Origin of the sequence: Legionella sp. 27cVA30 (assembly GCF_024160945.1) — a bacterium.
In the GTDB taxonomy this organism is placed as follows: Bacteria; Pseudomonadota; Gammaproteobacteria; order Legionellales; family Legionellaceae; genus Legionella_A; species Legionella_A septentrionalis.
On record NZ_JAMYXK010000002.1, the window covers coordinates 402,022 to 428,649 of the forward strand.

Genomic DNA, 26,628 nt, shown 5'->3' on the forward strand with positions numbered 1-26,628 from the left:
TGATGGAACCCATTACCAGTCAATTAGCACCTGCTGCAATCGGAACGTATAGTCAAGCCGTGAAATGCGGTAATACCGTTTATCTGTCCGGTCAAATTCCGCTGGATACCAAAACCATGCAACTATGCAGCGATGAGATCCGCCTGCAAATCAATCGGGTAATAGAAAATTTAGCCGCTGTGTGCGAAGCGGCTGGCGGCAGTTTGGCTAATATTGTCAAATTAAATGTTTATTTGCTCGATTTAAGCCATTTTCCTTTAGTCAATGAAGCCATGACCCGTTATTTTCCCGAGCCTTATCCCGCAAGGGCTGCTATTGGTGTGGCAGCATTACCTCGCGGTGCACAGGTGGAAATGGACGCTGTGATGGTGTTGCCCGAGTAGGTGAACTTATACTTTGCCATTGATTTATATGAAGCTCTTTTAGGTTTTATGTTATGAGCATTTTGTCGCTTCACGATGTGAGTTTAAATCTCGCAGGAAAGCAAATTTTAGATCATGCAAGTTGGCAAATTCAGCCACGTGATCGCATCGCTTTAGTGGGTCGAAACGGGGCTGGAAAATCCACTTTAATAAAATTGCTGGAAGGAAAAATTCTCCCAGACCAGGGAGTCGTGCAAAAGTTAGGTGGTTTACGCATATCCGGATTAACGCAAGAAGTCCCTATTGAGCAAAACGAATCAGTATATCATTTCCTGGTCAAAGATTTAGGCGAGATAGGGGAGTTGTTGGCAGGTTATCATATGGCTTCCCTGGAAGGGGATTTAAAGCGGATTTCCTTTTTCCAGCAACGCATTGACGAGCAGCAAGCATGGGAGCGCTTGCCACAGGTTGAAAATATGGCAAGCCGCTTGGGACTGGATATGAATGCCAGCATGAACCATTTATCTGGTGGTATGAAACGCCGCGCTCTTTTGGCAGCATCACTCATTGCAGCCCCCGATTTACTGCTTCTCGATGAGCCTACTAATCATTTGGATATCCCGACCATAGAATGGCTTGAATCTTACCTAAAAAATTATTCAGGCAGTTTACTGGTGGTCACGCATGATCGTGAGTTTCTGGCGCAGGTAGCCAATCAAATCGTGGAAATTGATCGTGGCCAAATATATCGATATGAATGTGATTATGAAACGTATCTTGAGAGGCGTGAAGCCAGGCTGTTAAGTGAAGATAAAAAAAATGCATTGTTTGATAAAAATCTGGCACAAGAGGAAGCATGGATCCGCACAGGGATTAAAGCACGGCGCACACGCAATGAAGGACGCGTCCGTGCATTAAAAGCTTTACGGGAAGAATTTAAACAACGGCGTTTGCAAGTAGGTAAAATCAAGTCCATTCCTCTTGAAGTCGTGCGTTCAGGAAATTTAGTCCTGGAAGCGCAAAACTTGAATTACTCTTTACAAGGGAAGGCATTGCTTAAGGATTTTTCCTTGTTACTGACAAGAGGTGACAAAATCGGTATTGTCGGGCCCAATGGGTGCGGTAAAACCACATTGGTGCGTCTGTTGTTAGGTGAATTAAAGGCAGATTCCGGCGAGCTTCGTTATGGGACTTCATTGGCCGTGGCGTACTTTGATCAGTTACGCCGGCATTTGGATGAGGAAAAAACAGTGCTCGCCAATGTTGGCGACGGGGCAGATTATGTCACCATCAATGGCAAACAAAAGCATGTAGCCACTTACCTGCGTGAATTTTTGTTTCCCCCGGAGAGCTTTAACCAACTCGTCTCCACTTTGTCGGGTGGTGAACGTAATCGTTTATTATTGGCCAAGCTATTTGCCAAACCGGTAAATTTATTGGTTATGGATGAGCCCACCAATGATTTGGACATGGAAACACTGGAACTGCTTGAATCCATGCTAATTGACTACCCGGGCACTTTATTACTAATAAGCCACGATCGCGCTTTCCTGAATAATGTAGTAACCAGTTTATTGGTTTTTGAAGGCAATGGACACTTCAAAGAATACATGGGTGGGTATGATGATTATCAACAGCAAAGGAAAGAAAAGCGTGCCTCGCCGCCTGCTGTTGCACCTTCAGCCCAGCGGCGGAATGCGGATAAACTTTCCTATAATGAACAGCGCGAATTGAGCCAATTACCCCAAAAAATAGAAACCTTGGAGGCGAAAATAGCGGCGTTACAGGAAAATATGGCTGCACCTGCCTTTTATCAACAGGATGGCGATGCAATCAGTCAAAGCAATCAGCAATTGGCTGCGTTCGAAACCGAGCTAAGCCAGCTGTATGGGCGTTGGGAATTTTTGGAAAGTAAGAAATAAATAGGTAAGGCTGTTGCGCGCATCATCTGGTCAGTGAAAGTAATAACCAGATGGCATGAATGATATCGTGAGCGTATGCAAGCTCTTAACGAGCAGTTAAACATACAATAAAGAGCCAGTAGTCATCATTATGTTAATTACACTTGCATTCGTCATTTTAAGTTCCGCATTTATCGTTTTTTTCGCACAGGAAATTTATCTTTTTTTTAAAAAAATTTTTTCCTTACCCGGTGTTGCTTTTTTTGTACCCTTAATACTGGCGTCATGGCTGGTCGTTCATTATAAATACTGGATCTCCTGGTTTTTAGTATGGTCAAATTATTCTCTGCATGAAGTAATCAACCAGTTTACTCGCTATTTTCCGTTTGCTGCCTGGTCTATCTATGTCGCCGAAATACTCATTTTATTCTTGTTAATTTGTTTGCCTATGTGGATTTCCCATGCACTGGTAAAAAGCAAACGGCGCTACAAACCCTGGCCATATGCCCATGTTTTAGGCGTGAGCATGTGGGTGGTTGCAGCGATACTTTTGTTGGTTTATCAACCCTTAAGATAAGCTAAAAAAGAGAAGCATAGCTCCTATTTTATGAGCTTAAGGCAAGCTTGGTTTATCGATAGGCAACGGCTTTAAATGACGTTCAAAAAATTTCAGAGAGATTGTCTGGTTACTTTTCTTCTATACGTTCTTTCCGCTTCTCAGCAGCCTGTGGAATAATTGATTTCCGGCGGGCTGATTGATACCGCGCTTGCAATTCGATATCGATATAACGGTCTGTTGTTGCACTGGAGCTATGGCCAGCATCGTCGCGAACATGCTCGCGCGGTCTTGTTTTCACATCCTCGGAAATCCCTGTGTGCCGCAGCCAATGCACCGTTGCAGCCATTAAATTATCCGCTTCTTCATTTTGATTTTGGCGCCGCAACTGATCGGTGGCCCGATCAAAACATAATTGCACCAAGCGGCGTATGGGTGCCGTATCACTCATGGGGCCTGTACCGCGCAATTTAGGCAGTAGCGGTGAATTGTCTGCAGGTGAGGGTAGAGGGGATAAGCCTAAAAAAGTGCGCCAACGGGAAAGGCTAGCCAGCATGGCTTCGCTTACGGCAATTTGCCTTTCTTTATTCCCCTTTCCTACGGTGGTAAACCACCAGGAACCATTATTATCTTTTGCAAAATCATTCATTGTAGGAATCCAGCGCTCGCTCGCCGCCAATTCGGAAATCCTAAGATACATGCCATATAATGCACTAAGAATAAATCGGGTACGCTCATGTTTTTCAGGATTTTCCTGTGCTAAATGTTCTGCCGCTTGCAATACTGCATCCCATTGTTGAAGGCTAAGTCTTCTCACCGGCAGGTTTTGCTGACGTTTACGTATGAACTTGCTTTTTTGGCGTATCAAGGCAACTGGGTTTGATAACAAATACTCTTCGGCAATTAGAAAATTAAACAACGTACTGAGAATGGCAAAAATCTCTTGAATGGCTCCTTGCGATAAAGCAAATAAAGAGGCATCAACGTCTTCGCCCCGTTTTCTTGAGGATTTCGAAATGGTTGCCACGAAGGGACGCCATTCGCCATTGGGAATACGTTTTCCTTCCTTTTCAATAAACCGCGGAACTTTTTTTACGCCTATCCAGTTTTTTGGGGGATTTTGACAAAAACGTACGAATTGCTCTATGTCATCACGTTTCAATTGTTTTAAAGTGGTTCCTCTTATTTGCCAACACCATTGTAACAAACGTTCGGTTTCGCGCCGGTAGCTGTTAAAAGTGCCCAGGCTGCCCTGGTAATTTTTTAAAAAATTAAGAGCATGATTAAAATCCAAACGATATTCTTCCGGCAAGACAATATTTTCGCAATTTTTATGCAGGTGATGGATGCTATCGAATAAAGGCAATAATTGTATTTTCATTTAAGACTCTTTGTTAAAAACAAAGCGTAACGCAAATTTTAAAAGCAGGATAGCTTCTGCGCATCGTAACTTGCTTTTTTTGTCACAATAATATACGCGTATAACTAGCCAACTGCATGGTTTTATTTGCTAACTTCCTAATATTAAACTATCTTTTAACAATAAAAAGTAAGCAAGGAAGGATTATGGTTTTTGTCAAGCGCGATTCCCAGAATCAAATCTGCGCTATTTTTGAAGATCAAAGTGAGGAAGGGCTTGAAGAAGTAACAAGTAATGATCCGGAACTTACCGCTTTTCTAACGCGTTGTGCTTTGGACAAAAAACTTTATTTTTTAAAATCCGACTTGGATTTAATTCGGGTTATTGAGGATTTAATTCAAATTTTGATGGAAAAAAACATCATTGCAATCACTGACTTCCCAGCGCCCGCAATTGAAAAATTGATGGCGCGTCAAAAAATTCGCAGCCAATTTGAAAACGTTGCCCAAATTATTCAAGAAGACTGATGTTGCAAACTGCTTTTGACTGGAGCGCTTATGAGCAAGCAAGAAACAGCTAATTGGGATATTCCGGAAAGTGATTTGGCCACGCATGATCCGCTTTTGGCTTGTTTGCTTTTCCTAACCAAATATTATCAAACGCCATGCTCTGCCATTTCTTTAACGGAGCGTCTGCCTTTAGTGGACAATAAACTCACTCCAACCTTGTTCGTCAGAGCTGCTGAGCGGGCTAAGCTGAGCGCAGAAATCAATAAGATTGCATTTAAAGACGTTACGGATTTAGTGCTGCCTGCCGTATTGCTTTTACAAGATGGCGAAGCTTGCTTATTACTGGAAATACGAGAAGATGAGAGCGTAATTTTAACGCATAAAACCGGACAAGGACGGGTGACGGTGCCCAATACCACTTTGGCTGAAAAATATGGTGGATATGCCATTTTCGTAAAGCCTGCTTATCAATTCACCCGCCCCAGTAAAGAGAGTTATGTAAAAAAGAAACCTAAAGATTGGTTTTGGACAGTATTGATGAAATCCTGGCCGATTTATGTGGAAGTTTTGACGGCTTCTGTTTTAATTAACTTATTTGCCTTGGCCGTGCCATTATTTGCTATGAACGTGTACGATCGTGTGGTCCCAAACCATGCAATCGAAACCATGTGGGTCTTGGCTACAGGGATTGGGTTGGTTTTTCTTTTTGATTTGTTTTTAAAATCCCTGCGCGCTTATTTTATTGATGTGGCGGGCAAAAAGACTGATGTGCAATTATCCGCCATCATTTTTGAACATATATTAGGCATTCAAATGAATGCCAGGCCTTCATCCGTTGGTGCATTTGCTAACACTATCCAATCATTTGAAGCATTTCGTGATTTCATTACGTCTACTACCATCACCGTTTTGGTGGATTTACCGTTTGTCATCCTTTATTTGATTGTGCTTTTCTATTTAGGCGGCAACCTGGTAATCATTCCCTTAGTTGTCGTACCGATTGTGTTTCTCATCGGATTTTTATTGCAGTATCCGCTGACCAAAATTACTAAAACATCTTATCAACTGGCGCAAGAAAAAAATGCCACGTTGATTGAATCGTTAGCGGGGATTGAGGCGATAAAGAGCAGTGGTGCTGAAGGTACCATGCAGCGCCGATTTGAGCAGGCAGTAATTTATGCGGCAAGATTGGGTGCCAAACTTCGTTTCTTGGTAAACTCAAGCATCAATCTCACCGTATTGGCGCAGCAGCTGGCGAATGTTTTGTTAGTCATTTTCGGTGTATATAAAATCATCGCAGGCGAACTCACAGTTGGCGCATTAATCGCATGTACTATTTTGGGAAGCAGGGCACTAGCTCCTATGGGCCAGGTTGCAGCTATTTTTTCCCGCTATTATCAATCCATGCAAGCCTTGGAATCCATTGGCCAAGTCATGAAGTTACCTACTGATGTGCAGGATGCTTCCAGTTACCTGCACCGCCCGCATATAGAGGGTAATATTGAGTTAAGGCAAGTAGACTTTCATTATCCTGGCCAGACAAACCCTATTCTAAATCACGTTTCCTTTTCAATTAAAAAGGGCGAACGCGTCGCCATCATCGGCAGGATTGGTTCTGGAAAGTCCACGATTGCGAAATTGTTAATGGGGCTTTATCGTCCTGACAAAGGTGGTATTTATATGGATGGGACGGATTATCTGCAGATAAATCCGGCGGATTTAAGAAGACAAATTGGTTATGTCCCACAAGATGTGGTGCTGTTTTATGGCACTGTAAAAGACAACATTCGCTTAGGCGCTCCATATATTGATGATGACAGAATTTTAAAAGCAGCGGCTATTGCCGGGGTAACCAACTTCACCCAAAATCATCCGGAAGGATTGGATAGGCAAGTAGGCGAGCGTGGATCGCGTTTATCAGCTGGACAAAGGCAAGCCATTGCTGTTGCCAGAGCGTTGCTTCTGTCACCAAAAATTTTAATTTTTGACGAACCAACAGCCTCCATGGACGATGGAAGTGAAACGCAGTTGCGCCAAAATTTGAAAAAATATCTGAGCGATGATGTAACATTCATTCTAGTCACCCATAAAGCAGCCATGCTCGAATTGGTCGACCGGTTGATTGTAATAGATAATAACCGCGTGGTGGCCGATGGCCCTAAAGAAACGGTACTAAATGCGCTACGAAGCGGGGTGAAATTCGATTCAGGAAAAAAACAAGCCGATGCTAAAGCATAATTGAGAAGTTCTTGCTCCATTGATGAAAAATAAGTGGTGAAATAAATGCCAAAAACAAAAAAAAATTTAGGTTTACTTACCGATAGCAGTCCAGAAACAGTAAAAGATACTCATGTTTTTTCCCATTTGATTGTATGGGCTATCATCATTTGTCTTCTCATCTTTTTTCTATGGGCAAAATATGCCGTACTGGATGAAGTGACCGTAGGGGAAGGAAAAGTCATTCCTTCCAGGCAAGTACAGGTAGTCCAAAATCTCGAAGGCGGAATAGTACGGGAAATTTTGGTAAAACAAGGCGATTTGGTGCAGCGGGGACAGATATTGATGCGCCTGGAAGATGTTTTATTTGCATCCAAATTTAAGGAGTTGGAGCGAAAATTGGAAGACGTGCAAATAGAATTGATTCGTTTGCAAGCAGAAATAGAAAACAAACCCCTGGTATTTGATAAAAAAATTGAGGCAGCAAATCCTGATTTGGTGATGTCTGAAATTGCCTTTTACAAGGCGCGCCAGGATGAAAAAAAACAAATGTTGCGCGATATAGAATTGGCGACCAAAGAATTAGAAATGACTAAACCCCTGATCAAAAAAGGCGCCGCATCACCGGTGGAAGTATTGCGCCTTGAACGCACCGTAAGCGAGCTTCAGGGTAAATTGCATGCATTTAATAGCAAAACCTTAGAGCGGTATAATGAAGCAAAAGGCGAAGTGTCCCGCTTACAGGAAGAAATGCAAGGTGACAAAGACAGGGTGTCAAGAACCACCATCCGTTCACCGGTCAAGGGAATAGTAAATCAGCTAAAAGTAAATACCGTCGGTGGTGTGATTAAACCCGGCATGGACATTCTGGAAATCGTACCATTAGACGATACTTTGCTAATTGAAGCCAAAATTCGCCCTGCTGACATTGGCTTTATTCGGCTTGGGCAAAAAGCCATGGTGAAATTAAGTGCTTATGATTTTTCAATCTATGGTGGATTGGAAGGGGAAGTTGAACAAATCAGTGCTGATACCATTGTAGATGAAGAAGATAAAGAAAGAAAAAGCTATTATCTGATTCGGGTACGTACCCAGAAAAATTATTTAGGCACAAAAAATAATCCGCTCTATATCATTCCTGGCATGCAGGCTACAGTGGATATTCTGACGGGAAGAAAATCCGTGCTGGATTATTTGTTAAAACCCTTGCTGAAAGCAAAACAAACAGCTTTAAGAGAGCGTTAAGCGTCGGTAACTATATTGCCATTATTAATGAGCTCCGTCAGGATTTGCGTATTCTGCAAGGTACCCCCAGCGGTTAAGTCAACCCCTGCCAGAATGATGGTTTGGGTGGCGCTGAAGGTTGCACCGCCATCTGTATCCACTGCAATGGTGGTGTTTTGCGTAGTATTGTTATAACTGACTTGTAAATAACTATCCAGGCTTTGGGCGTTTTGATGCTCGCCTGTTAGCAAGTTGGACAGATCCAATACATCGCCATTTTGTCCTGGCGTAAAATCAGTAATAGTATCAATCGCGTTACCGGTATCATCTCCTGCTTTCCATACGAAAGTGTCCTTGCCAGTTCCTCCCGTCATGGTGTCATTGCCGCGGCCGCCCACCAGCATATCTTTACCACTGCCGCCGTTTAGCGTATCGTTACCCAAGCCGCCAAACAGGGAGTCATCCCCGCCATTGGCATTAATGATGTCATTGGTATTGCCGCCGACCAGCACTTCTGATTTCTCAGTACCGGTTAACGTATTGCCTGTTTGCGTAACCACGTCCACGATACTGCTATCGCTTACAGTGCTGTTGGGGTTTTGATGGGTAATGGTGTAATTAAAATTACGGTAATCAGCCTGGCTGTTATCAATGGTTAGAAACACATCATAATTGGCAGAAGTCGTGCTGTTAATTTGGAAATAATAGTCTCCAGAGTATTGTGCTACGAATGCACCTTCTGTGCCCTGATTGGAAAGCGTGTAATCAAATACTTGCGTTATCATATTACCGGCACTGTTTCCCGAAGCTGCCTTATCGTAAACAAAGATATCCACATTTGAAATGTTGCTGCTGCTGCGTGGATCCACATCTATCCACAATAACTCACCAGCAGCCAAACTGATTCTAAACCAGTCCTGATCCGAGCTGGAGATGCTGCCGCGGTAGCCTGTACTGTAGCCGCTATGATTTAACCCAGCATTGGTGAAGCCCGAAGAAAACGCAGAGCGGTTAATGACATCGGCAGTTGCACTGGTATTATTGCTTGAGCCTTCATTAATTAAAGTGGTAGTACTATTGGTGCTGAAATTGGCTCCACTGAAAGTAAGTGCGGTGGGGGTCAAATTAATAATCCCATTATTTAAAGTAACCGTACTGCCGGTTCCATTGGTTACAGCACTGACCGTGGTGCCATTAATCGCCATATCATTTTTCAAAAGAGCACTGGCATCGAAACTGATAACGTTTCCTTGCGCGATATTGGTAATCACTGTATCGCGGTTTGCATCAATTCCAGCCGCCGTATAATCAATGTCCAAAGTCAGATCCTTAGTGATCTGATCACCATCCGCATCAATGACGGTCACAGGAATAACTTCTTGACCATCAATGGAATGATTGGTATTGATGTTGTAACTGTATTGCCCGGTCAAGAAATTAAAAGTTAATACACCGCCTAAATCAGTTTCAATAACCAGGACTTCAGATCCTGCCGGACTCGTACTTGGGTTATACGTGTGGGTTATGCCATCGACGACAATCGATTTTATATAACCTCCATCAGCACCTAAGACAAAGCCTTCAACAACGCTTCCCCCTGAGATCACCGAGCTGCTAATATTGTTACCGTATTGGTCAATAAATCCATTGGCAAGATCACTGATGGTTTGCAGGATAAAGGCACCGCCTTGTCCAGCAGGCGTTGGGTAAGCCACCATTTCCAGTGGACCAAGAGTCGCCTCGCCGAAGCCTACCCCATACGCCTTGTCAATGTTGGTGTCATCAATAAATTTTTCCCATGCGGCCACATCCTGGTAACTGCCATAAGATAATGAGCCATCATTTACTCCATGGCCCGAGGTAGGTTCGCCGTCAGAGAGGAAATATAACAAGTTGTTGGCAGCTATTGGTACTGGCGCAATATTATGAGTTCGAATTACTTCTTGTAAGGCTGCATCATAATAAGTATATCCATCGGAGCTGATGTTATTTAAATAATTTAAAGCACCATCCACATCATTAACAAACCATCCAGAATTGGTAGCTTTTGTGGAAAAAGTGATAATTTTAACGTTGACATTACCCAAATCCTCACCTGCTTGGATCAATTCTTGCAAGGCTTGTTTTGCCATGGCCAGGCGAGTCATGCCGTTGGATTCTATGGTCGCCATACTGGTAGATACATCAAGGACTAAAATTAAGTTTACGCCTATATTTTCGCTTTGACCTACAAAAGAGGCTGAAACATTCTGTCCAATGGGTGCATCGTCAGCGATATTAATGGTAAGGTTGCCATCGCTGGTCATGCCGGTGACATTATGACTCAAACGATAAGTGAATGATTCATTCACGTTATCGCCTTGCGTACTTGAAGTTTGCAGTGTGTACTCATAATCCCCTTTGCTATGTCCGCCGCCGTTTTGTGTATAGACTTTTAATAACCCTAAGGGGGTATCAATGGTAATGACTCCTCCAACCGGGGTGGCCGTAACGCCATTGAAAGTCACTGAAGAGATAGACGCATCGCCGGTATTTGCATCATTGGTAAGCAAATTACCTTCGGCCACTACACTTACTACCCCGGCTTGTGTGCCGCCAGATAAACCCGCTTCACTAACAGACGCTATATCCGCTGTGGCGGCAGGATTTGGCGTGCCATGATCAATAGTTAACGTAGAGGAAGATTGGCTTCCATCCGCATCGCGGATGACATAAGTAAATACATCATTTGGAACGTCATAATTATAGTCAGTTCTGTTTGCAGTAATCTTCCAAATGTTAAAATCGTCGTTGCCATCAACTCCGTAGAAGGCGACATAACGGAAGGGTACGTTGGCTGTAATATTAAACGTCAGGGATCCATTGCTGCCTGAACCAGTTGCATTGGTAACACCACTGCCTACTAAAACCAGGTTATTTGAGCCATCCAGGTTATAAACTGCCCAGCCCACATTATCTCCGCTGTCTACCTCCCTTGCTTCTACTTGCAGCGAGGAAGCAGGGGTAAGAAGATCAATGGCTACCGTTTCTGTTCTTACATTTCCGGATACAATGCGGGAATCAATTTCATCCGCATCGCCACCGCCACTGATATAAAGTCCATAATTGTTTCTAATGGATACTGTTGCATTCGGGGAAGAAGTGAGCGGATTAGTGCCGGCACTATAACCATACACACCTACGCCAGACCAAAGTGATGAAGAATTTCCTCCACCATAACTTGTGGAAGTAGTCGGCAAGCTAGCAGTGGATGTGTAGGTATAACTACCATTTTGGTTAATAGCCAGCACTCCGTTTGCCGTATTAATAGTTAAAGTGCCGTTAACAAAGTTAGTGTAAGTCGTATTATTGTAAGTTACTGAATGAAGTTGGGTTGCATCTTGCCCCAGCACATCGTTTGCAGTAATAACATTGCCTGAAACGGCTCCTTGGAAAGCCACAGAGTTAACATCCGGGTTGGCGAGTGGAGCTGTATCTTGCACATTTATGGAAACTTGGGTCCAGGAGGAGGTATTTGTTCCATCACTGGCTTTATAGTAAAAACTATCCACTACATCCGCACCACCGGGATTATTTACAGTAGCTGGGGCAGTGTAGGTATAAGTGCCGTTGGCATTCATTTTTACCGTACCACCTAAAGCTGTAATGATCGTATTGGTGCCGTTGGCTGAAACAGCTCCTGTGCCGCTGCCATTGGCTGCAAATTGGCTCACGTTCAATGCGTCAAAGTTAGCGTCAGTGTCATTAGTAAGCACACTTGTCCCTGACATAATACTACCCTCGATTACACTGCCGGAGTCTGGTTGTGCGACAGGCGCAAAATCATCATTGGGAATAGTAGTGGTTACTATGCCTGTGCCAACCACTAAATTTTCATAATTGCCGCCACTGGTTCCTTGGATAGCGACAGTAAATGATTCATTACTTTCAGCAAGTTGATCGCTAAATGTATTTACGTTAAAGGTAACCGAACTTTGATGAGCGGGGATTATTACGTTAAACGTGGTGGCCGTGAGATCAGCATTATTGGTTGTAACGTGGTTTACAACTATGGTAACGGTTAACGCAGTAGCCGGGGGATTGGTTACGGTAAGAGTATAGATACCAGACCCTCCTTCGCTTACTACAGAAGGTCCGCTTAAGTTAAGGGTAGTGGTATTAATTGTATCCAATATTGTTACGATAGCCGTATCGCTGGTATTTAAGTTTTCATAATTTCCACCGGTTGCACTGCTGATGCTGATGGTTTGCGTACCGGCATCGATGTAGGCATCATCCGTTGGGGCAGGGAAGGTGACGCTGCCGCTTGTTTGTCCAGCAAGAATGGTGATCGCTTGGCCATTGGACAGGGTTAAGGTTAAATCGGTTTGCGGTGCGTTGTTGACATTGGCGGTCAAAGTCACCATACCACCTTCGTTAACGGTGACATCGCCCAGGGTGACGGTGGTGGTATTGATGGTATCCTGAACCGTGATCGTTGCCGTATCGCTAGTGTTCAAGCTTTCGTAATTGCCACCGGTTGCATTGCTGATGCTGATGGTTTGCGTGCCGGCATCGATATAAGCATCGTCCGCAGGGGCAGGGAAGGTGACGCTGCCGCTCGTTTGTCCAGCGGGGATGGTGATCACTTGGCCATTGGACAAGGTTAAGGTTAAATTGGTTTGCGGTGCATTGTTGACATTGGCGGTCAAAGTCACCATACCGCCTTCATTGACGATGACATCGCCCAGGGTAACGGTGGTGGTATCAATGGTATCTTGAACCGTAATCGTTGCCGTATCGCTGGTATTCAAGCTTTCGTAATTGCCACCGGTTGCATTGCTGATGCTGATGGTTTGCGTACCGGCATCGACGTAGGCATCATCGGTTGGGGCTGGGAAGGTGACGCTGCCGCTCGTTTGTCCAGCAAGAATGGTGATCACCTGTCCGTTAGACAGCGTTAACGTTAAATCGGTTTGCGGTGCGTTGTTGACATTAGCCGTCAAAGTCACCATACCACCTTCATTGACGGTAACATCGCCCAGGGTAACGGTGGTGGTGTTGATGGTATCTTGCACCGTGATCGTTGCCGTATCGCTGGTGTTCAAGCTTTCGTAATTGCCACCAGTTGCATTGCTGATGCTGATGGTTTGCGTGCCGGCATCGATGTAAGGATCATCTGCGGGAGCTGCGAAGGTAACGCTGCCGCTTGTTTGTCCAGCGGGGATGGTGATCACTTGGCCATTGGACAGGGTTAAGGTTAAATTGGTTTGCGGTGCATTGTTGACATTGGCGGTCAAAGTCACCATACCACCTTCGTTAACGGTAACATCGCCCAGGGTAACGGTGGTGGTGTTGATGGTATCTTGAACCGTGATGGTTGCGGTGTCGCTGGTATCCAATTGTTCGTAATTGCCACCGGTTGCATTGCTCGATGTAGGCATCATCGGTTGGCGCTGGGAAGGTGACGCTGCCGCTGGTTTGTCCAGCGAGAATCGTAATGACTTCTCCATTGGACAGCGTTAACGTCAAGTCTGTTTGCGGTGCATTGTTGACATTGGCGGTTAAGGTGATGGTGCCGCCTTCATTGACGGTGACATCGCCCAGGGTGACGGTGGTGGTGTCAATGGTATCTTGAACCGTAATCGTTGCTGTATCGCTGGTGTTCAAATTTTCATAATTACCGCCCAATGCATTGCTGATGCTGATGGTTTGGCTGCCGGCATCGACGTAGGCATCATCCGTTGGGGCAGGGAAGGTGACGCTGCCACTGGTTTGTCCAGCGAGGATCGTAATGATTTCTCCATTGGACAACGTCAACGTTAAATCGGTTTGCGGTGCATTGTTGACGTTGGCGGTTAAGGTGATGGTGCCGCCTTCATTGACGGTGACATCGCCCAGGGTGACGGTGGTGGTATCAATGGTATCTTGCACCGTAATGGTCGCGGTGTCGCTGGTGTTCAATTGTTCGTAATTGCCACCGGTTGCACTGCTGATGCTGATGGTTTGGCTGCCGGCATCGACGTAGGCATCGTCCGTTGGGGCCGGGAAGGTGACGCTGCCGCTGGTTTGTCCAGCGAGGATGGTAATGACTTCTCCATTGGACAGCGTTAAGGTTAAATCGGTTTGCGGTGCGTTGTCGACATTGGCGGTCAAGGTGATGGTGCCGCCTTCATTGACGGTGATGTCAAGGAAGGTGACGGCGGTGGTGTTGATGGTGTCGTTGATGGTGATCGTGGCTGTATCGCTGGTATTCAAGCTTTCGTAATTGCCACCGGTTGCATTGCTGATGCTGATGGTTTGGCTGCCGGCATCGAAGTAGGCATCATCTGCGGGGGCTGGGAAAGTAACGCTGCCGCTCGTTTGTCCAGCAAGTATGGTGATCACTTCCCCATTGGACAAGGTTAAGGTTAAATCGGTTTGCGGTGCATTGTTGACGTTGGCGGTTAAGGTCACCATACCGCCTTCATTGACGGTGACATCGCCCAAGGTGACGGTGGTGGTGTTGATGGTATCTTGAACCGTGATCGTTGCCGTATCGCTGGTATCCAATTGTTCGTAATTGCCACCGGTTGCATTGCTGATGCTGATGGTTTGGCTATCGGCATCAATATAAGCATCATCGGTTGGGGCTGGGAAGGTAACGCTGCCGCTCGTTTGTCCAGCAAGAATGGTGATCACTTGTCCATTAGACAGGGTTAAGGTTAAATCGGTTTGCGGTGCATTGTTGACATTAGCCGTCAAAGTCACCATACCACCTTCGTTAACGGTGACATTTCCGAGATTGACGGTGGTGGTATCGATAGTATCAGTAATTTCAGTAACAATCTGATCTTTATTTATCTGTAGATTTTCGGAATTGCCGGATACCTCTTTAATATTTACGCTTATGGTTTCAGCATCTAGATACACGTCTTCATGATTCAGAATTTCTTGGGTAACATAACCACTGGTCTGACCCGCAGGTATAATAATGATAAGATTATTACTTAAGGTAATGGTGGTATCATTTGCAACTGCATTACTCAAGGTAGCGGTGTATGTGATTTTTCCGCCACTTTCCAGAATAGAAGGTGTTGCACTTAAATTTAATGTATTTTCAATAATAGGAGGATGAGTTGGGGGTTCGATTGGCCCGGAGGTTTCAGAAGCCAATTCGACAACTGGGATGGTTCTTGGTAATAGGGTAATTTCTTGGGAAATCACTTCAAAGGGTCTTGAGAATTCGCCAAAACGAGAGGTAGTATCAAAACCTGCTTCCACATGACCGCGGGAATTAATAAATTCGACAAATACTATAGCGCTGGTGCTGCTTCCTAGAGCCATTGGGTTCGCTGCTAGAATATTAGCGCTTATCTCGCCGGCTGCTGTAGGTGGTAGGACCACGCTTAAGTCAATATCGGATTCTCTTATTTCAACAACGCCTTTATCAAGCTTTTTTCCATAAGGAGCTTTGGCGATGTCAAAATCGGTAAAAAATAAATGATAATAGATATTTTCAGTCAAGGTGGAAGGAAAAACCCATGATTGCACAGCGAACCGGACCGGTTGCTCTGTATTAATTGGGTTATCATGATTTAGGCCATGTTTAGTCATATCCTTGGCAAGTGTAAAAAAACCTCCCATAGCTATATTTATAGTCATATTCCATCACCATTCGTCATAAGCTCACCCCACACTATAAGTATAGTAATAGTGTGAAATAAATTGCTTAAATTAATTGCTCTTTACGCATTCTTAGCTCATTAAGCCATGTAAAACCTAGCTTATTTGTTTAATATTAGACCATTTTTAGGAATTTTGAATAACAAAATAAAATTTACAAAATATAGATGGAAAGACTATTTTTTAACGCTTAATAGTAAAGTAGGAGGTTCTATATAATTCCCTTGGAAATAGGCAATCCCTAATTTTTTAAGATAATTAAACTGGCTTTCATTCTCGACGGCCGTAGCGATCGGAATAATGTCCAAGCTATGACATGTAGTCACTAATTTAATAATGAAATCTTGAATAAATTTATTTTCTTCCACATCTTTAGACAGGCTACCGTCTAATTTCAAATAGGCGATATTTAATTTTTTCAAGTGTTCTAAAGATGCAATGGTTGCTCCTACGCGATCAAGTCCTACGGTATATCCTAATTGGACCAAATGATTAATGAAAGGGACTGCGGTATTCATCGATTGGTCCAGCAATACTTCGCTGATTTCAAAATGCAGTTTTGTTTTGCCTGTTTTAGCAATTTTTTCCACCAGCGATAAGAAATGTTGCTGTTTTTTTTCAGTATTGATGGTGGAAATAGACAAATTAAGAGCAAATGTCTCGGGTTTCTTAAGGTGAGCGATTTGATTTAAAACATATTCATCGATTTCCAGACCTAAATTATATTGTTCTGCAATTGGAAAAAATTCGCGTGCAGAAATTTCACGTGGGGAATCAGCAAGTTTAATAAAGCATTCCTTATGATAAATGCCATTAGGGGATTGGACGGGTTGTGAATATAAATTGAATTTTTCTTCCTGAATAGCGGAAATAATTTTCTCATGCCAGTGCTCTTTAGAAATGATTTCTTCGGCTTCTATCTCAGGTTCTATGTAATAATGTGTTCTTCGTGTACGCTTTGCCTGATTGATTGCTTTGTCTGCGCGCAATAACAGTGCGCTGGCATCTTCATTAAAGTCACATTTCACCGCTGCAATAATACAGGAGAGGGATTTATCGAACCGTTTAACGAGCTTTTCGATTTGGATATAGATTTCGTTAATGACCGCTTCAATATTTTCACGATGACGTTCAATGATAATCGTGGCGAAACTTGGCCTGTCGAGACGTACGGTGAGGAATAAATTTTTATCAAAAAGAATATCGCCAAGCTTATTGCTTACGGTTTTTATAACTTCATCGCCTTCGGAATAGCTATAATGTGCATTAAATTCAGCCAGCCCTGCAATTTCGATTATCACTAAAAAACCAGGTGAAAAATCATCTTCACTAGATAAATATTGTTTCAGTTGCTGCAGGAAATAATTTTTATTCCCACGACCAGTTAAATTATCTTTATAAGCTTTCGCTCGAAGGCGCTCAGTTTCTTCAATTTGCATGGAAAAGAAGTGTTTTATTTTTCTTACCATGACGTTGATTGCAGTAGAAAGTTGGTTCAATTCTTTCAGCTTGGGTTTGGTTTCAAGTATATAAAAGTTCTTCCTGCCAATATCTTGGGCCTGCTGGATAATAAGTTTTAACGGTTTGAACATAACCTTAATCAAAATCACAGAAATAATGGTGATGAATAAGGTAAGTAATAAAAATAGGGCAAATAATTTTTTAACTGTTTGCCATAATGCTTCGTAAGCCAGACTCATGTCACTGCGTACGATGACTTCACCAACTTGCTGCCATCCATGCACAATCAGTGCAGATTTTGGCTGATTTTTAAAATTCAGAATACGGATAAACCAATAGGGCACCCTTTGATGTTCGTTTTTAAGATAACGTGATACTAAGGTGTTTTTTTTGATGTCGCGTACGGTGATTACACAAAAGTAGCCGCGATCAAAAACTGCATTTACTTTAGCAATCATCGTACCTTTGTCTATTACATTCCCAAACTGATTGGATAGCGATAAACCAAGGGCGGTCGCTGTATCTTGCGCGTTGCGTTCCAATTGCTCTTCAAAATATGTTTTGGCTTGGTATACCGTAATTAAAAAAGTCCCTAGAAACAGCGTGGATAATGCTGCTATTAGAATTATGATAGTTTGCTTGGATAATGTCACTTATATTCGCCTTGTAGTTTGATGCGCTCGATAAGCGCTTGCCATTTACTTAAACTACTCGCCTTTCCGTAAGGCCTTGCCTTGTCTATCCGTTCATACAGCCACACTTCTTCTGCATTAAAACTATAGACAGGTATTAAATCCATTCTTTCTGGGGCTGGTAAAATTTTAGCTACCAAATTATCAAGAATTAATGGCTGTTCTTCCGGTTTTGAATAATAAGTTAACACCATATGGGGTCTATTATCAGGCCGGATTGTTACATAAGTAATCCTTAATTTTTCTTCCGGGATCCCTAATGCTACTAATGTAAAATATTTTGCTATAGCAAAATCCTCACAGTCCCCGCCTCCTGCCTCTAAAAATTCCTGCGGGGTTAGCCATACATCAGCACTTCCTTGCAGGGGAGTATCAGGTATATAAGTTAACTGATTAAAAAAATTATTAACTTTTTCCAGTAATATTTTTACGTTAAGTGAACGGTTTTCTCTCATTAATTTTTTCCAGGCTGCTATACGTTGGTTTGCTGTTGCTTCCTGGGGAGAACTATGCTGGTTGGCATAAGCATAGTCGCCGGAAATTTTAATAGCGTATTTAATCGTATAAACGGTGTATCCTAGGTATCCTGTGCATGTTATGAGCAAAAAAAGTATTGTTTTTTTTAAAAACTTCGTGCTTTTGGCAAACGTAGTCATAAATTAGCGCACAAACCGCAAAGCTTTAAATGGGTTGCTATGTCCGCTCAAAAAAGGGATTAAACACCCTATACTGTTTAAAATTCGATATCGTGCGAAGACTTCATCATTGCGTGCTTGCAGGTAATCAATTTCTGCCCGGTTTTGCTCGTTTTGAGCATTGAGCAAATCCAGAAAAGAACGCTGGCCAATCTGGAATTGTTCGAAATAAGCTTGTTTGGTTTTCTTGGCATTAATTACGTAAGATGCCAAAGTCACGGCACGCTCAGCACTAGCGTGCCATGCATTATAAGCTAACCGTACCGTCTCTTTTAAATCCACCATGGTGTTATTTCGTATTTCCAAAGCCTGTTGAACTTGATAGGCTGTTTTTCTGGCATTGGCAAGGTCGCTGCCGCCGCGAAAGGCATTGTAGCGAGCCCTTATCATTGCCAAGTTGTCGTTATTTCGGCCCTCAAGACCGTCAAGGTTTCTGTTTCTGCCAGCGCTTATGACAGCATCGATTCTGGGATAAAAATTGGCATTAGCTACTTTATTCTGTGCCCTTGCCTCACGAATATCAGCAGTAGCCGCTTTCATTAAAGGATGATTATCCAATCCCTTTTGAATTCCTTCTTCCACCGTTTTAGGAAAAACAGTCGTGTCGGGCGGAGCAGGTTCTACTAAATGCTCAGGCCAGGTACCTACGAATTTTTTAAAGCGGATGCGGGCTTCTTCATAATTGCTTTGCGCACTGATTAAATTGGCTTTAGCCAGCGCTACACGTGATTTGGCTTGATCAAGTTCAGCCATGCGCGTAATGCCAGCGACACTTCTTTCTTCAATTAATTTTAATAACCGTCTGTGCTCAAATAAATTACTTCTAGCTAGTCTTACCAGCTTCATTTGCAGCAGAATATTTAAGTAAGCTTCTGTTGTATTGAGGGCTAAATCGTTTGCGACCCCCCCGGTTTTATAATTCAGTGATTGAAATGCAAAAATGTTACGCTCTACTTCCCCGACAATGCCGCCACCGGCAAAGATATTTTGCGTCAAAGCAACGTTGAATTCCTGGCGGTTGAGTGTGGTTTTATCTGAACCTTCTAGATCTACCGTTAGCGGGCTTTCAGTTTCTTCCCGGCCATAGCCACCATCAATATCAATTGAAGGAAAGAAGGCGCCTTTGGCTTCGGCAATTCCTTCACGTGCGGCAAAGGTTTCTGCACGATTTTGCATAATTTCGGGATGATGGCGCAGGGTTTGTTGTACTGCTTCCACCAAGGTTTGTGCAGTCACGTGTTTAAAACCCAGCATAAGTAAAAATATAATTAATTTTCTATTATTTTTGAGCATTTAACTGCAAAACCACATAAGTTTGATAGTTAAGTTACACTGCTTGGGAGATGTTAGCAAGAGCACAAAAAATATCATGAACTTATTGACCTGACGATAAGCTACAGGTATTATTTGCGCTCTGTCCTTGGGATGGGTTCACGGGGTGTAGCGCAGTCTGGTAGCGCGCCTGCTTTGGGAGCAGGATGTCGGGAGTTCGAATCTCTCCACCCCGACCAATATTCACCCTCAATTCCGAGGGTATGTATTGCGCCCGTAGCTCATCTGGATAGAGCATCGGCCTTCTAAGCCGAGGGTAGCAGGTTCGAATCCTGCCGGGCGTGCCACGTCAAGCAGTATTCTTTGATATAATTGGTATATCCATGGTGGGCGTAGCTCAGTTGGTAGAGCCCCGGGTTGTGATCCCGGTTGTCGTGGGTTCGAGTCCCATCGTTCACCCCAAAATTCTTTTTGGCATATTCCCTATTTAATTTTGAGACTTTACAAGATAGTGGCACTGTTTAATAATTCCCACCTGTTTGCGAAAGTGGCGAAACTGGTAGACGCGCTGGATTTAGGTTCCAGTGGGGCAACCCGTGAGAGTTCGAGTCTCTCCTTTCGCACCATTCTATTAAATAATTTTCACGAGGTGACTAGATGTCCAAGCAAGTTTCTGTTGAAACCCTGAAAGGTTTAGAACGTAAAGTTACGATTTCGGTACCTACCGAAAAAGTAGAGGAGGAAGTGAGTCTACGCCTCAAGAATCTTGCTCGAAAAGTAAAGGTGTCTGGTTTCCGTCCAGGCAAGGTGCCTTTTGACGTTGTAAAAAAACGCTATGCGGATTCTGTACGCGAGGAAGTGGCTCGTGATATGGTTCAATCTACCCTGTATGAAGCATTGAAAGAGAAAGAATTAGTTCCTGCCGGATATCCTTCTGTGCAACCAGAGCAGCTTGAAGCGGGTAAAGATTTCCGTTACAGCGCAACTTTTGAAATATTTCCAGTTATTGAAGTTACTGAATTAAATCAAGATTCTGTTGAATTAATGCGTGCAGAAGTCAAAGACAGCGATGTTGATGCAATGCTTGAGAAGCTGCGCGAGCAAAATAAGGAGTGGGAAGAAGTTTCTCGTCCGATCGCTGATGGCGATAAAGCAATCATCGATTTTGAAGGTTTCCTCGCTGATACGGCTTTTGAAGGTGGAAGCGCCAAGGATTTTGAAGTCATCATTGGTTCAGGCTCTATGATTCCTGGTTTTGAGGAAGGGTTGTTAGGTGCAGAGCCAGGCAAAGAATTTGATATCAAGGTCAACTTCCCTGAAGATTATGGCCATAAAGATTTAGCTGGTAAAGAAGCCAAATTTAAAATTAAAGTTAAGCAGGTTTTGGCAGGAAAATTACCTGAATTCAACGACGCATTCGCCGAGAAATTCAACATCAAAGAAGGCGGTATGGAAGCGCTCAAGAAAGATATTAAAGAAAACATGGAAAGGGAACTTGAGCGTCGCATTAGTTCCCTGAATCGTGAAACTATCTTTAACAAGCTTTTGGAAAAAAATAAATTTGATTTGCCTATGTCCTTGATTAATCAGGAAATTGAGCATTTGAAACATGAAATGTTCCACCGCATTTTTGGTCCGGAACATAAAGAGGGTGAGCAAATTCCTGATTTTCCACGCTCCTTGTTCGAAGAGCAAGCTACTCGGCGTGTGCACTTGGGATTGCTTTTCTCTGAATATGTTAAAAAGCATGCAATCTCCGCAGACAAAGATCGCGTGGACGCAATGATTGAAAAATTGGCAAGCGCTTACGAAAGCCCTGACGAATTGCGTACATGGTATCGTGGCAATAAAGAGCGTCTGGCAGAAATTGAAGCATTAGTGATGGAAGAAATAGTTTCTGAGAAAATAGTTGCAGATGCTAAAGTTACTGAGAAGCAATCTACTTACGATGAAATCATGAATCCGAAGAAAGATAGCGAAAAAAATAGCGAAGAGGACAATGAGAAAGGAGCATAGCATGCAGGGATATTCAGACAACATAATAAGAAATGCCAGCGGACTTGTGCCTATGGTGATTGAGCAAACCTCGCGAGGCGAACGCTCTTATGATATTTATTCACGTCTGCTGAAAGAACGAATCATTTTTCTTTTGGGTGAAGTAGAAGATCATATGGCTAACCTGGTAGTAGCCCAGTTATTGTTCTTGGAATCTGAAAACCCAGATAAGGATATTTCTATTTATATCAATTCGCCCGGCGGCGTTGTTACAGCCGGGCTTGCAATTTACGATACCATGCAATTTATTAAGCCGGATGTTAGTACTCTATGCATCGGGCAGGCTGCGAGTGCTGCGGCTTTATTACTTTGTGCTGGCGCGGAAGGCAAGCGCTATTGTCTACCTAATGCCAGGGTCATGATCCATCAACCTCTAGGCGGATATCGTGGACAAGCAACAGATATCGAAATTCATGCCCGCGAAACATTAGCCGTACGTGAGCGTTTAAACAGCATTATGGCAAAACACACGAAAAAAACACCTGATCAAATCATGCTCGACACCGAACGGGATAACTTCATGAATGCCGAACGAGCCGCCGAATATGGATTGATTGATCAAGTGTTATATGACCGTAATTCCATACAGAAAACAGCAGCGAATACAGAAGTATAAGCAAGGATGAATACTTTGTTTCCCTTTATCGTCAGTCTCTGACTGGCGATAAATTTCTAATTGGCTAAAATTTTACTAAGAGATAATTTGTTAATCATTAGTAAAAAAGGGGTTTTATAGATGAGTAAAAGCAGTAACGGCGATGGGGACAAAGTTTTATATTGTTCCTTTTGTGGCAAAAGCCAGCATGAAGTAAAGAAATTGATTGCGGGCCCATCTGTGTTCGTGTGTGATGAGTGCGTTGAATTATGTAATGACATCATTCGTGAAGAAACCCAAGAGGCCCATGAAGAGACAGAGTCACATTTACCTACACCTAAGGAAATTTCTACGTTTCTGGATGAATATGTAATTGGGCAAGTGCATGCTAAGAAAGTTTTGGCTGTAGCAGTATATAACCATTACAAACGCATGCAGCACAAATCGGAGGATGGCGTAGAGCTTGGCAAAAGTAATATTTTGCTGATTGGGCCTACGGGTAGTGGTAAAACATTGCTTGCACAAACTCTGGCGAGATTATTGAATGTACCTTTTGCCATCGCTGATGCCACAACTCTTACGGAAGCGGGGTATGTAGGCGAGGACGTTGAAAACATCATTCAGAAATTACTGCAGAAGTGTGATTATGATGTTGATAAGGCACAGAAAGGTATCGTTTATATTGATGAAATCGATAAAATTTCACGTAAGTCTGATAATCCATCCATCACCCGGGATGTTTCCGGTGAAGGCGTACAGCAAGCCTTGTTGAAATTAATCGAAGGCACAGTAGCTTCTGTTCCTCCACAAGGGGGCCGTAAGCACCCACAACAAGAATTCCTCCAAGTTGACACGTCCAATATCTTATTTATTTGTGGCGGTGCTTTCGCAGGCCTTGACAAGATTATTCGCGAACGCAGCGATAAATCCGGCATCGGCTTTTCGGCGCAGCTAAAAAATAAAAAAGATGGAAGCGATTTGGAGAAAGTATTAAGCTCTCTTGAGTCTGAAGACTTAGTGAAGTATGGCCTTATTCCTGAATTCGTAGGACGGTTGCCTGTCGTAGCTAATCTACATGAATTAAATGAAGAAGCTTTGATAGACATTCTTGTTCGCCCTAAAAATGCATTAACCAAACAGTTCCATGCGTTATTTAAAATGGAAGGTGTGGAATTGGAGTTTCGTGAAGAAGCATTGCATTTAATTGCTAAAAAAGCATTGGAAAGAAAAATTGGCGCTCGCGGTTTGCGGTCTATTCTCGAAAATATTCTTCTAGATACCATGTATGAATTACCTTCGTTGGCAGAGGTAAATAAAGTAGTCGTTGATGAGAATGTTGTTAATAATTCCGGCAAGCCTATTTTGATTTACGCCACTGAGGAACTCAAACAATCCGCTGCCGGTGGTGCTGAATAATTGCATTTAACAAGGATGCATGTTTCTTAAAGTATTAAGGCTGCACTGGTCTTACTGATTAGTGCAGAGCTTTAAATATATCGTATTCTAAATTTAATTATCATTTGAATAAGGGAACATCATGTCGAATGAAAATGAATTGGTGCCCAATGACAATGAAACATTGTCGAGTTTACCTGTTTTACCCCTCCGCGATGTAGTTGTATACCCGCATATGGTTATCCCTTTATTTGTTGGTCGCGAAAAGTCCATTAAGGCCCTAGAAGCCGCAATGTTGAACAATAAGCAAATTTTTCTGGTAGCACAACGCAAGTCGGCCAATGACGATCCAAATCCCAAAGACTTATTTGATTTTGGAACTGTTTCCAGTGTTTTGCAGTTGCTGAAATTACCTGATGGGACGGTTAAAGTTCTGGTGGAAGGAGAGCAGCGCGCGCGGGTGACTGAATATTCTTTAACGGAAGGATATTTGTCAGCTTCCCTGGAAATGGTGGAGGAAGTGAGTGAAGCGCTGAAGGAGCAGGAAATTGAGATATTAATGCGCTCCCTCATGTCGCAATTTGAACAATATATCAAGCTTAATAAAAAAATTCCTCCTGAGGTTTTAAGCTCAATTGCCGGAATTGAAGAGGCAGGTAGGTTAGCAGATACCATAGCGGCTCATCTCACTTTGAAAGTTGAAGATAAAGAAGAGCTTCTTGAGACGTTGGATATTGGCACGCGTCTGGAACGGTTAATGGGCGCTATCGAATCCGAGATTGATTTGCTACAGGTAGAAAAGCGGGTGCGTGGCCGCGTTAAACGGCAAATGGAAAAAAGCCAGCGTGAATATTATCTCAACGAACAAATCAAGGCAATCCAGAAAGAACTGGGTGAAATTACCGAAGAAGGTAGCGAAATTGAGCAGCTTGAAAAAGCCATAGACAAGGCTGGTATGCCAAAAGAAGCCAGAGACAAGGCTTTATCCGAATTGCATAAACTAAAATTAATGTCGCCCATGTCTGCTGAAGCTACAGTGATTCGTAATTATTTGGACTGGATGCTTAGCGTACCGTGGAAAAAAAGAAACAAAATTCAGTTTGATCTTATCAAAGCGGAAAAATTACTTGATAAAGATCATTATGGCTTAGAAAAAGTAAAAGAACGCATTCTGGAATATTTGGCCGTACAACAGCGTGTAAAGCGCCTGAAAGGACCTATTCTTTGCTTGGTTGGACCGCCAGGTGTAGGAAAAACTTCATTGGGACAATCCATTGCCAATGCAACTGGCCGCAAATTTATCCGCATAGCTTTAGGCGGCGTTCGTGATGAAGCAGAGATCCGTGGGCATCGCCGTACCTACATTGGTTCCATGCCTGGAAAAATTATCCAGAAATTATGTAAGGCAGGCGTTAAAAACCCGCTTATTATGCTGGATGAAGTGGATAAAATGGCAATGGATTTCCGCGGTGATCCTGCTTCTGCATTGCTTGAAGTGCTGGATCCGGAGCAAAACCATACGTTTAACGATCATTACTTGGAAGTTAACTACGATTTAAGCGATGTAATGTTTATTGCAACAGCGAACTCGCTTGAAATTCCGGCTCCTTTACTGGACAGGATGGAAGTCATCCGGTTGGCAGGGTATACCGAAGACGAAAAAGTTAACATCGCTAAAAATTACCTGGTTCCAAAGCAAATCGAACTGAATGGTTTGAAACCTTCTGAAATTCAGATAAAGGAAGACGCTATTCATGAAATCATTCGCCATTATACCCGTGAAGCCGGCGTGCGTAATTTGGAACGTGATATTGCCAGCATTTGCCGTAAAGTGGTTAAAGATATCCTTACGCATAAACGCGTTAAAAAAATTACGGTCACACGTAACAATGTTGAAAAGTATCTGGGAGTGAAAAAATTTCGCTATGGTCTTGCTGAACAGTTTGATCAAGTCGGTCAAGTTACTGGTTTAGCTTGGACCAGTGTAGGAGGCGAATTACTTACCATAGAAGCGTCTATGATGCCTGGTAAGGGAAAAACCATACATACCGGCCAGTTGGGCGAGGTGATGCAGGAATCCATCCATGCAGCTATGACTGTAGTACGCAGTCGCGCTGAATTGTTTGGTCTTGCTCCTGATTTTTATGATAAACATGATTTTCATGTTCATGTACCAGAGGGAGCAACACCTAAAGATGGACCCAGTGCGGGTATTGGCATGTGTACTGCTTTGGTATCCATCATTACACAAATCCCGGTTCGAGCGGATGTGGCCATGACTGGGGAAATCACCTTACGTGGGCAGGTTTTACCTATTGGTGGATTAAAAGAAAAACTGCTGGCCGCTCATCGGGGAGGTATTAAACATGTCATTATACCCGAGGAGAATAAAAAAGATCTGGTCGATATTCCCGATAACGTATTGAAAAAATTAACAATTCATACGGTAAAGAACGTGGAACAAGTATTGCAGATTGCTTTGAAAAACAGCCCCTTAGTCCATCAAGCAGCTTCTCCCGCGCTTCATGTAGAACAAAGTGTAAAAAAAATTGAAAATAAGGATTTACACTCTCCTCAATAAAGAGTATATTTCTCCCGTTGCCCGCTACTGGCGGGCTTTCAAGGATGTAAAACAGCTTGACGAGAGTAATTGAATCTGGTTTAATCAGCTCCGCTAAAGGATGAATAAC

At 43.1% G+C, this 26,628-nt stretch carries 16 protein-coding genes and 4 tRNA genes; 14 read left to right on the forward strand and 6 right to left on the reverse strand.

Going from position 1 to position 26,628, the window contains the following annotated elements:
- The first annotated feature begins 2 nt into the window (after positions 1 to 2).
- The 3 genes from NKV53_RS07140 to NKV53_RS07150 all read left to right on the forward strand — a co-directional run bounded on the left by NKV53_RS07140 (position 3) and on the right by NKV53_RS07150 (position 2,840).
- Positions 3 to 383 (forward strand): RidA family protein, encoded by a 381-nt coding sequence (locus tag NKV53_RS07140; RefSeq protein ID WP_126954101.1) that lies wholly within the window; start codon positions 3 to 5, stop codon positions 381 to 383.
- A 53-nt stretch (positions 384 to 436) separates the two neighbouring features.
- Positions 437 to 2,284 (forward strand): ATP-binding cassette domain-containing protein, encoded by a 1,848-nt coding sequence (locus NKV53_RS07145; RefSeq protein WP_126954050.1) that lies wholly within the window; start codon positions 437 to 439, stop codon positions 2,282 to 2,284.
- 130 nt (positions 2,285 to 2,414) lie between these two features.
- Positions 2,415 to 2,840, forward strand: a complete 426-nt coding sequence (locus tag NKV53_RS07150) for a hypothetical protein (RefSeq protein ID WP_126954049.1) — start codon at positions 2,415 to 2,417, stop codon at positions 2,838 to 2,840.
- A 109-nt stretch (positions 2,841 to 2,949) separates the two neighbouring features.
- Here NKV53_RS07150 and NKV53_RS07155 read toward each other — a convergent pair whose 3' ends face one another.
- Positions 2,950 to 4,200, reverse strand: a complete 1,251-nt coding sequence (locus NKV53_RS07155; protein WP_126954048.1) for a tyrosine-type recombinase/integrase — start codon at positions 4,198 to 4,200, stop codon at positions 2,950 to 2,952.
- Between the two features lie 185 nt (positions 4,201 to 4,385).
- On the opposite strand from NKV53_RS07155, the gene NKV53_RS07160 reads away from it, so the two are divergent.
- From NKV53_RS07160 to NKV53_RS07170, 3 genes are read left to right on the forward strand one after another with little or no spacing between them, the layout of a single operon-like run.
- Positions 4,386 to 4,706 (forward strand): hypothetical protein, encoded by a 321-nt coding sequence (locus NKV53_RS07160; protein WP_126954047.1) that lies wholly within the window; start codon positions 4,386 to 4,388, stop codon positions 4,704 to 4,706.
- A gap of 30 nt (positions 4,707 to 4,736) precedes the next feature.
- Complete coding sequence (locus NKV53_RS07165; protein WP_253350912.1) at positions 4,737 to 6,926, forward strand: type I secretion system permease/ATPase; 2,190 nt, start codon at positions 4,737 to 4,739, stop codon at positions 6,924 to 6,926.
- A gap of 45 nt (positions 6,927 to 6,971) precedes the next feature.
- Positions 6,972 to 8,150 carry an HlyD family type I secretion periplasmic adaptor subunit gene (locus NKV53_RS07170; protein WP_126954045.1) on the forward strand — a complete coding sequence of 393 codons (1,179 nt, stop codon included), beginning with the start codon at positions 6,972 to 6,974 and terminating at the stop codon, positions 8,148 to 8,150.
- Here NKV53_RS07170 and NKV53_RS07175 read toward each other — a convergent pair.
- The 5 genes from NKV53_RS07175 to NKV53_RS07195 all read right to left on the reverse strand — a co-directional run bounded on the left by NKV53_RS07175 (position 8,147) and on the right by NKV53_RS07195 (position 19,875).
- On the reverse strand, positions 8,147 to 13,417 hold the full coding sequence (locus tag NKV53_RS07175; protein ID WP_371923208.1) for a beta strand repeat-containing protein: 5,271 nt from the start codon (positions 13,415 to 13,417) through the stop codon (positions 8,147 to 8,149). The two genes, NKV53_RS07170 and NKV53_RS07175, sit on opposite strands and share 4 nt — an antisense overlap.
- 10 nt (positions 13,418 to 13,427) lie before the next feature.
- Positions 13,428 to 15,752, reverse strand: a complete 2,325-nt coding sequence (locus NKV53_RS07180) for an immunoglobulin-like domain-containing protein (protein WP_253350913.1) — start codon at positions 15,750 to 15,752, stop codon at positions 13,428 to 13,430.
- 197 nt (positions 15,753 to 15,949) lie between these two features.
- Entirely contained in the window at positions 15,950 to 17,887 is a 1,938-nt protein-coding gene (locus tag NKV53_RS07185) for an EAL domain-containing protein (protein WP_253350914.1), read from the reverse strand.
- Entirely contained in the window at positions 17,884 to 18,531 is a 648-nt protein-coding gene (locus NKV53_RS07190) for a transglutaminase-like cysteine peptidase (RefSeq protein WP_253350915.1), read from the reverse strand. The genes NKV53_RS07185 and NKV53_RS07190 overlap by 4 nt, the downstream gene beginning before the upstream one ends.
- Before the next feature lie 54 nt (positions 18,532 to 18,585).
- On the reverse strand, positions 18,586 to 19,875 hold the full coding sequence (locus NKV53_RS07195; RefSeq protein ID WP_158616380.1) for a TolC family outer membrane protein: 1,290 nt from the start codon (positions 19,873 to 19,875) through the stop codon (positions 18,586 to 18,588).
- Between the two features lie 180 nt (positions 19,876 to 20,055).
- Here NKV53_RS07195 and NKV53_RS07200 point away from each other — a divergent pair.
- The 8 genes from NKV53_RS07200 (at position 20,056) to lon (ending at position 26,519) form a co-directional block, all read left to right on the forward strand.
- Positions 20,056 to 20,132, forward strand: a tRNA-Pro gene (locus tag NKV53_RS07200).
- Positions 20,133 to 20,163: 31 nt separating this feature from the next.
- A tRNA-Arg gene (locus tag NKV53_RS07205) sits at positions 20,164 to 20,240 on the forward strand.
- 39 nt (positions 20,241 to 20,279) lie between these two features.
- A tRNA-His gene (locus NKV53_RS07210) sits at positions 20,280 to 20,355 on the forward strand.
- 79 nt (positions 20,356 to 20,434) lie between these two features.
- Positions 20,435 to 20,519: transfer RNA gene (locus NKV53_RS07215), tRNA-Leu, on the forward strand.
- 31 nt (positions 20,520 to 20,550) lie between these two features.
- Complete coding sequence (gene tig / locus NKV53_RS07220; protein WP_253350916.1) at positions 20,551 to 21,909, forward strand: trigger factor; 1,359 nt, start codon at positions 20,551 to 20,553, stop codon at positions 21,907 to 21,909.
- A gap of 1 nt (position 21,910) precedes the next feature.
- On the forward strand, positions 21,911 to 22,564 hold the full coding sequence (gene clpP, locus NKV53_RS07225; RefSeq protein WP_126952925.1) for an ATP-dependent Clp endopeptidase proteolytic subunit ClpP: 654 nt from the start codon (positions 21,911 to 21,913) through the stop codon (positions 22,562 to 22,564).
- Positions 22,565 to 22,684: 120 nt separating this feature from the next.
- Positions 22,685 to 23,959 (forward strand): ATP-dependent Clp protease ATP-binding subunit ClpX, encoded by a 1,275-nt coding sequence (clpX, locus tag NKV53_RS07230; protein WP_126952926.1) that lies wholly within the window; start codon positions 22,685 to 22,687, stop codon positions 23,957 to 23,959.
- 121 nt (positions 23,960 to 24,080) lie between these two features.
- Positions 24,081 to 26,519, forward strand: coding sequence for an endopeptidase La (lon, locus tag NKV53_RS07235; RefSeq protein WP_126952927.1), 2,439 nt, complete (start codon positions 24,081 to 24,083; stop codon positions 26,517 to 26,519).
- Positions 26,520 to 26,628: the final 109 nt, after the last annotated feature.

Bases quoted from the DNA above. Each gene is read 5' to 3' on its own strand.
- clpP (WP_126952925.1), top strand. From the start codon at position 21,911: ATGCAGGGATATTCAGACAACATAATAAGAAATGCCAGCGGACTTGTG.
- tig (WP_253350916.1), top strand. From the start codon at position 20,551: ATGTCCAAGCAAGTTTCTGTTGAAACCCTGAAAGGTTTAGAACGTAAA.
- NKV53_RS07170 (WP_126954045.1), top strand. From the start codon at position 6,972: ATGCCAAAAACAAAAAAAAATTTAGGTTTACTTACCGATAGCAGTCCA.
- NKV53_RS07175 (WP_371923208.1), bottom strand. From the start codon at position 13,417: ATGGTGACTTTGACCGCCAATGTCAACAATGCACCGCAAACCAATTTA.
- NKV53_RS07180 (WP_253350913.1), bottom strand. From the start codon at position 15,752: ATGACTATAAATATAGCTATGGGAGGTTTTTTTACACTTGCCAAGGAT.
- clpX (WP_126952926.1), top strand. From the start codon at position 22,685: ATGAGTAAAAGCAGTAACGGCGATGGGGACAAAGTTTTATATTGTTCC.
- NKV53_RS07145 (WP_126954050.1), top strand. From the start codon at position 437: ATGAGCATTTTGTCGCTTCACGATGTGAGTTTAAATCTCGCAGGAAAG.
- NKV53_RS07155 (WP_126954048.1), bottom strand. From the start codon at position 4,200: ATGAAAATACAATTATTGCCTTTATTCGATAGCATCCATCACCTGCAT.
- NKV53_RS07150 (WP_126954049.1), top strand. From the start codon at position 2,415: ATGTTAATTACACTTGCATTCGTCATTTTAAGTTCCGCATTTATCGTT.
- NKV53_RS07160 (WP_126954047.1), top strand. From the start codon at position 4,386: ATGGTTTTTGTCAAGCGCGATTCCCAGAATCAAATCTGCGCTATTTTT.
- NKV53_RS07195 (WP_158616380.1), bottom strand. From the start codon at position 19,875: ATGCTGGGTTTTAAACACGTGACTGCACAAACCTTGGTGGAAGCAGTA.
- lon (WP_126952927.1), top strand. From the start codon at position 24,081: ATGTCGAATGAAAATGAATTGGTGCCCAATGACAATGAAACATTGTCG.
- NKV53_RS07140 (WP_126954101.1), top strand. From the start codon at position 3: ATGGAACCCATTACCAGTCAATTAGCACCTGCTGCAATCGGAACGTAT.
- NKV53_RS07165 (WP_253350912.1), top strand. From the start codon at position 4,737: ATGAGCAAGCAAGAAACAGCTAATTGGGATATTCCGGAAAGTGATTTG.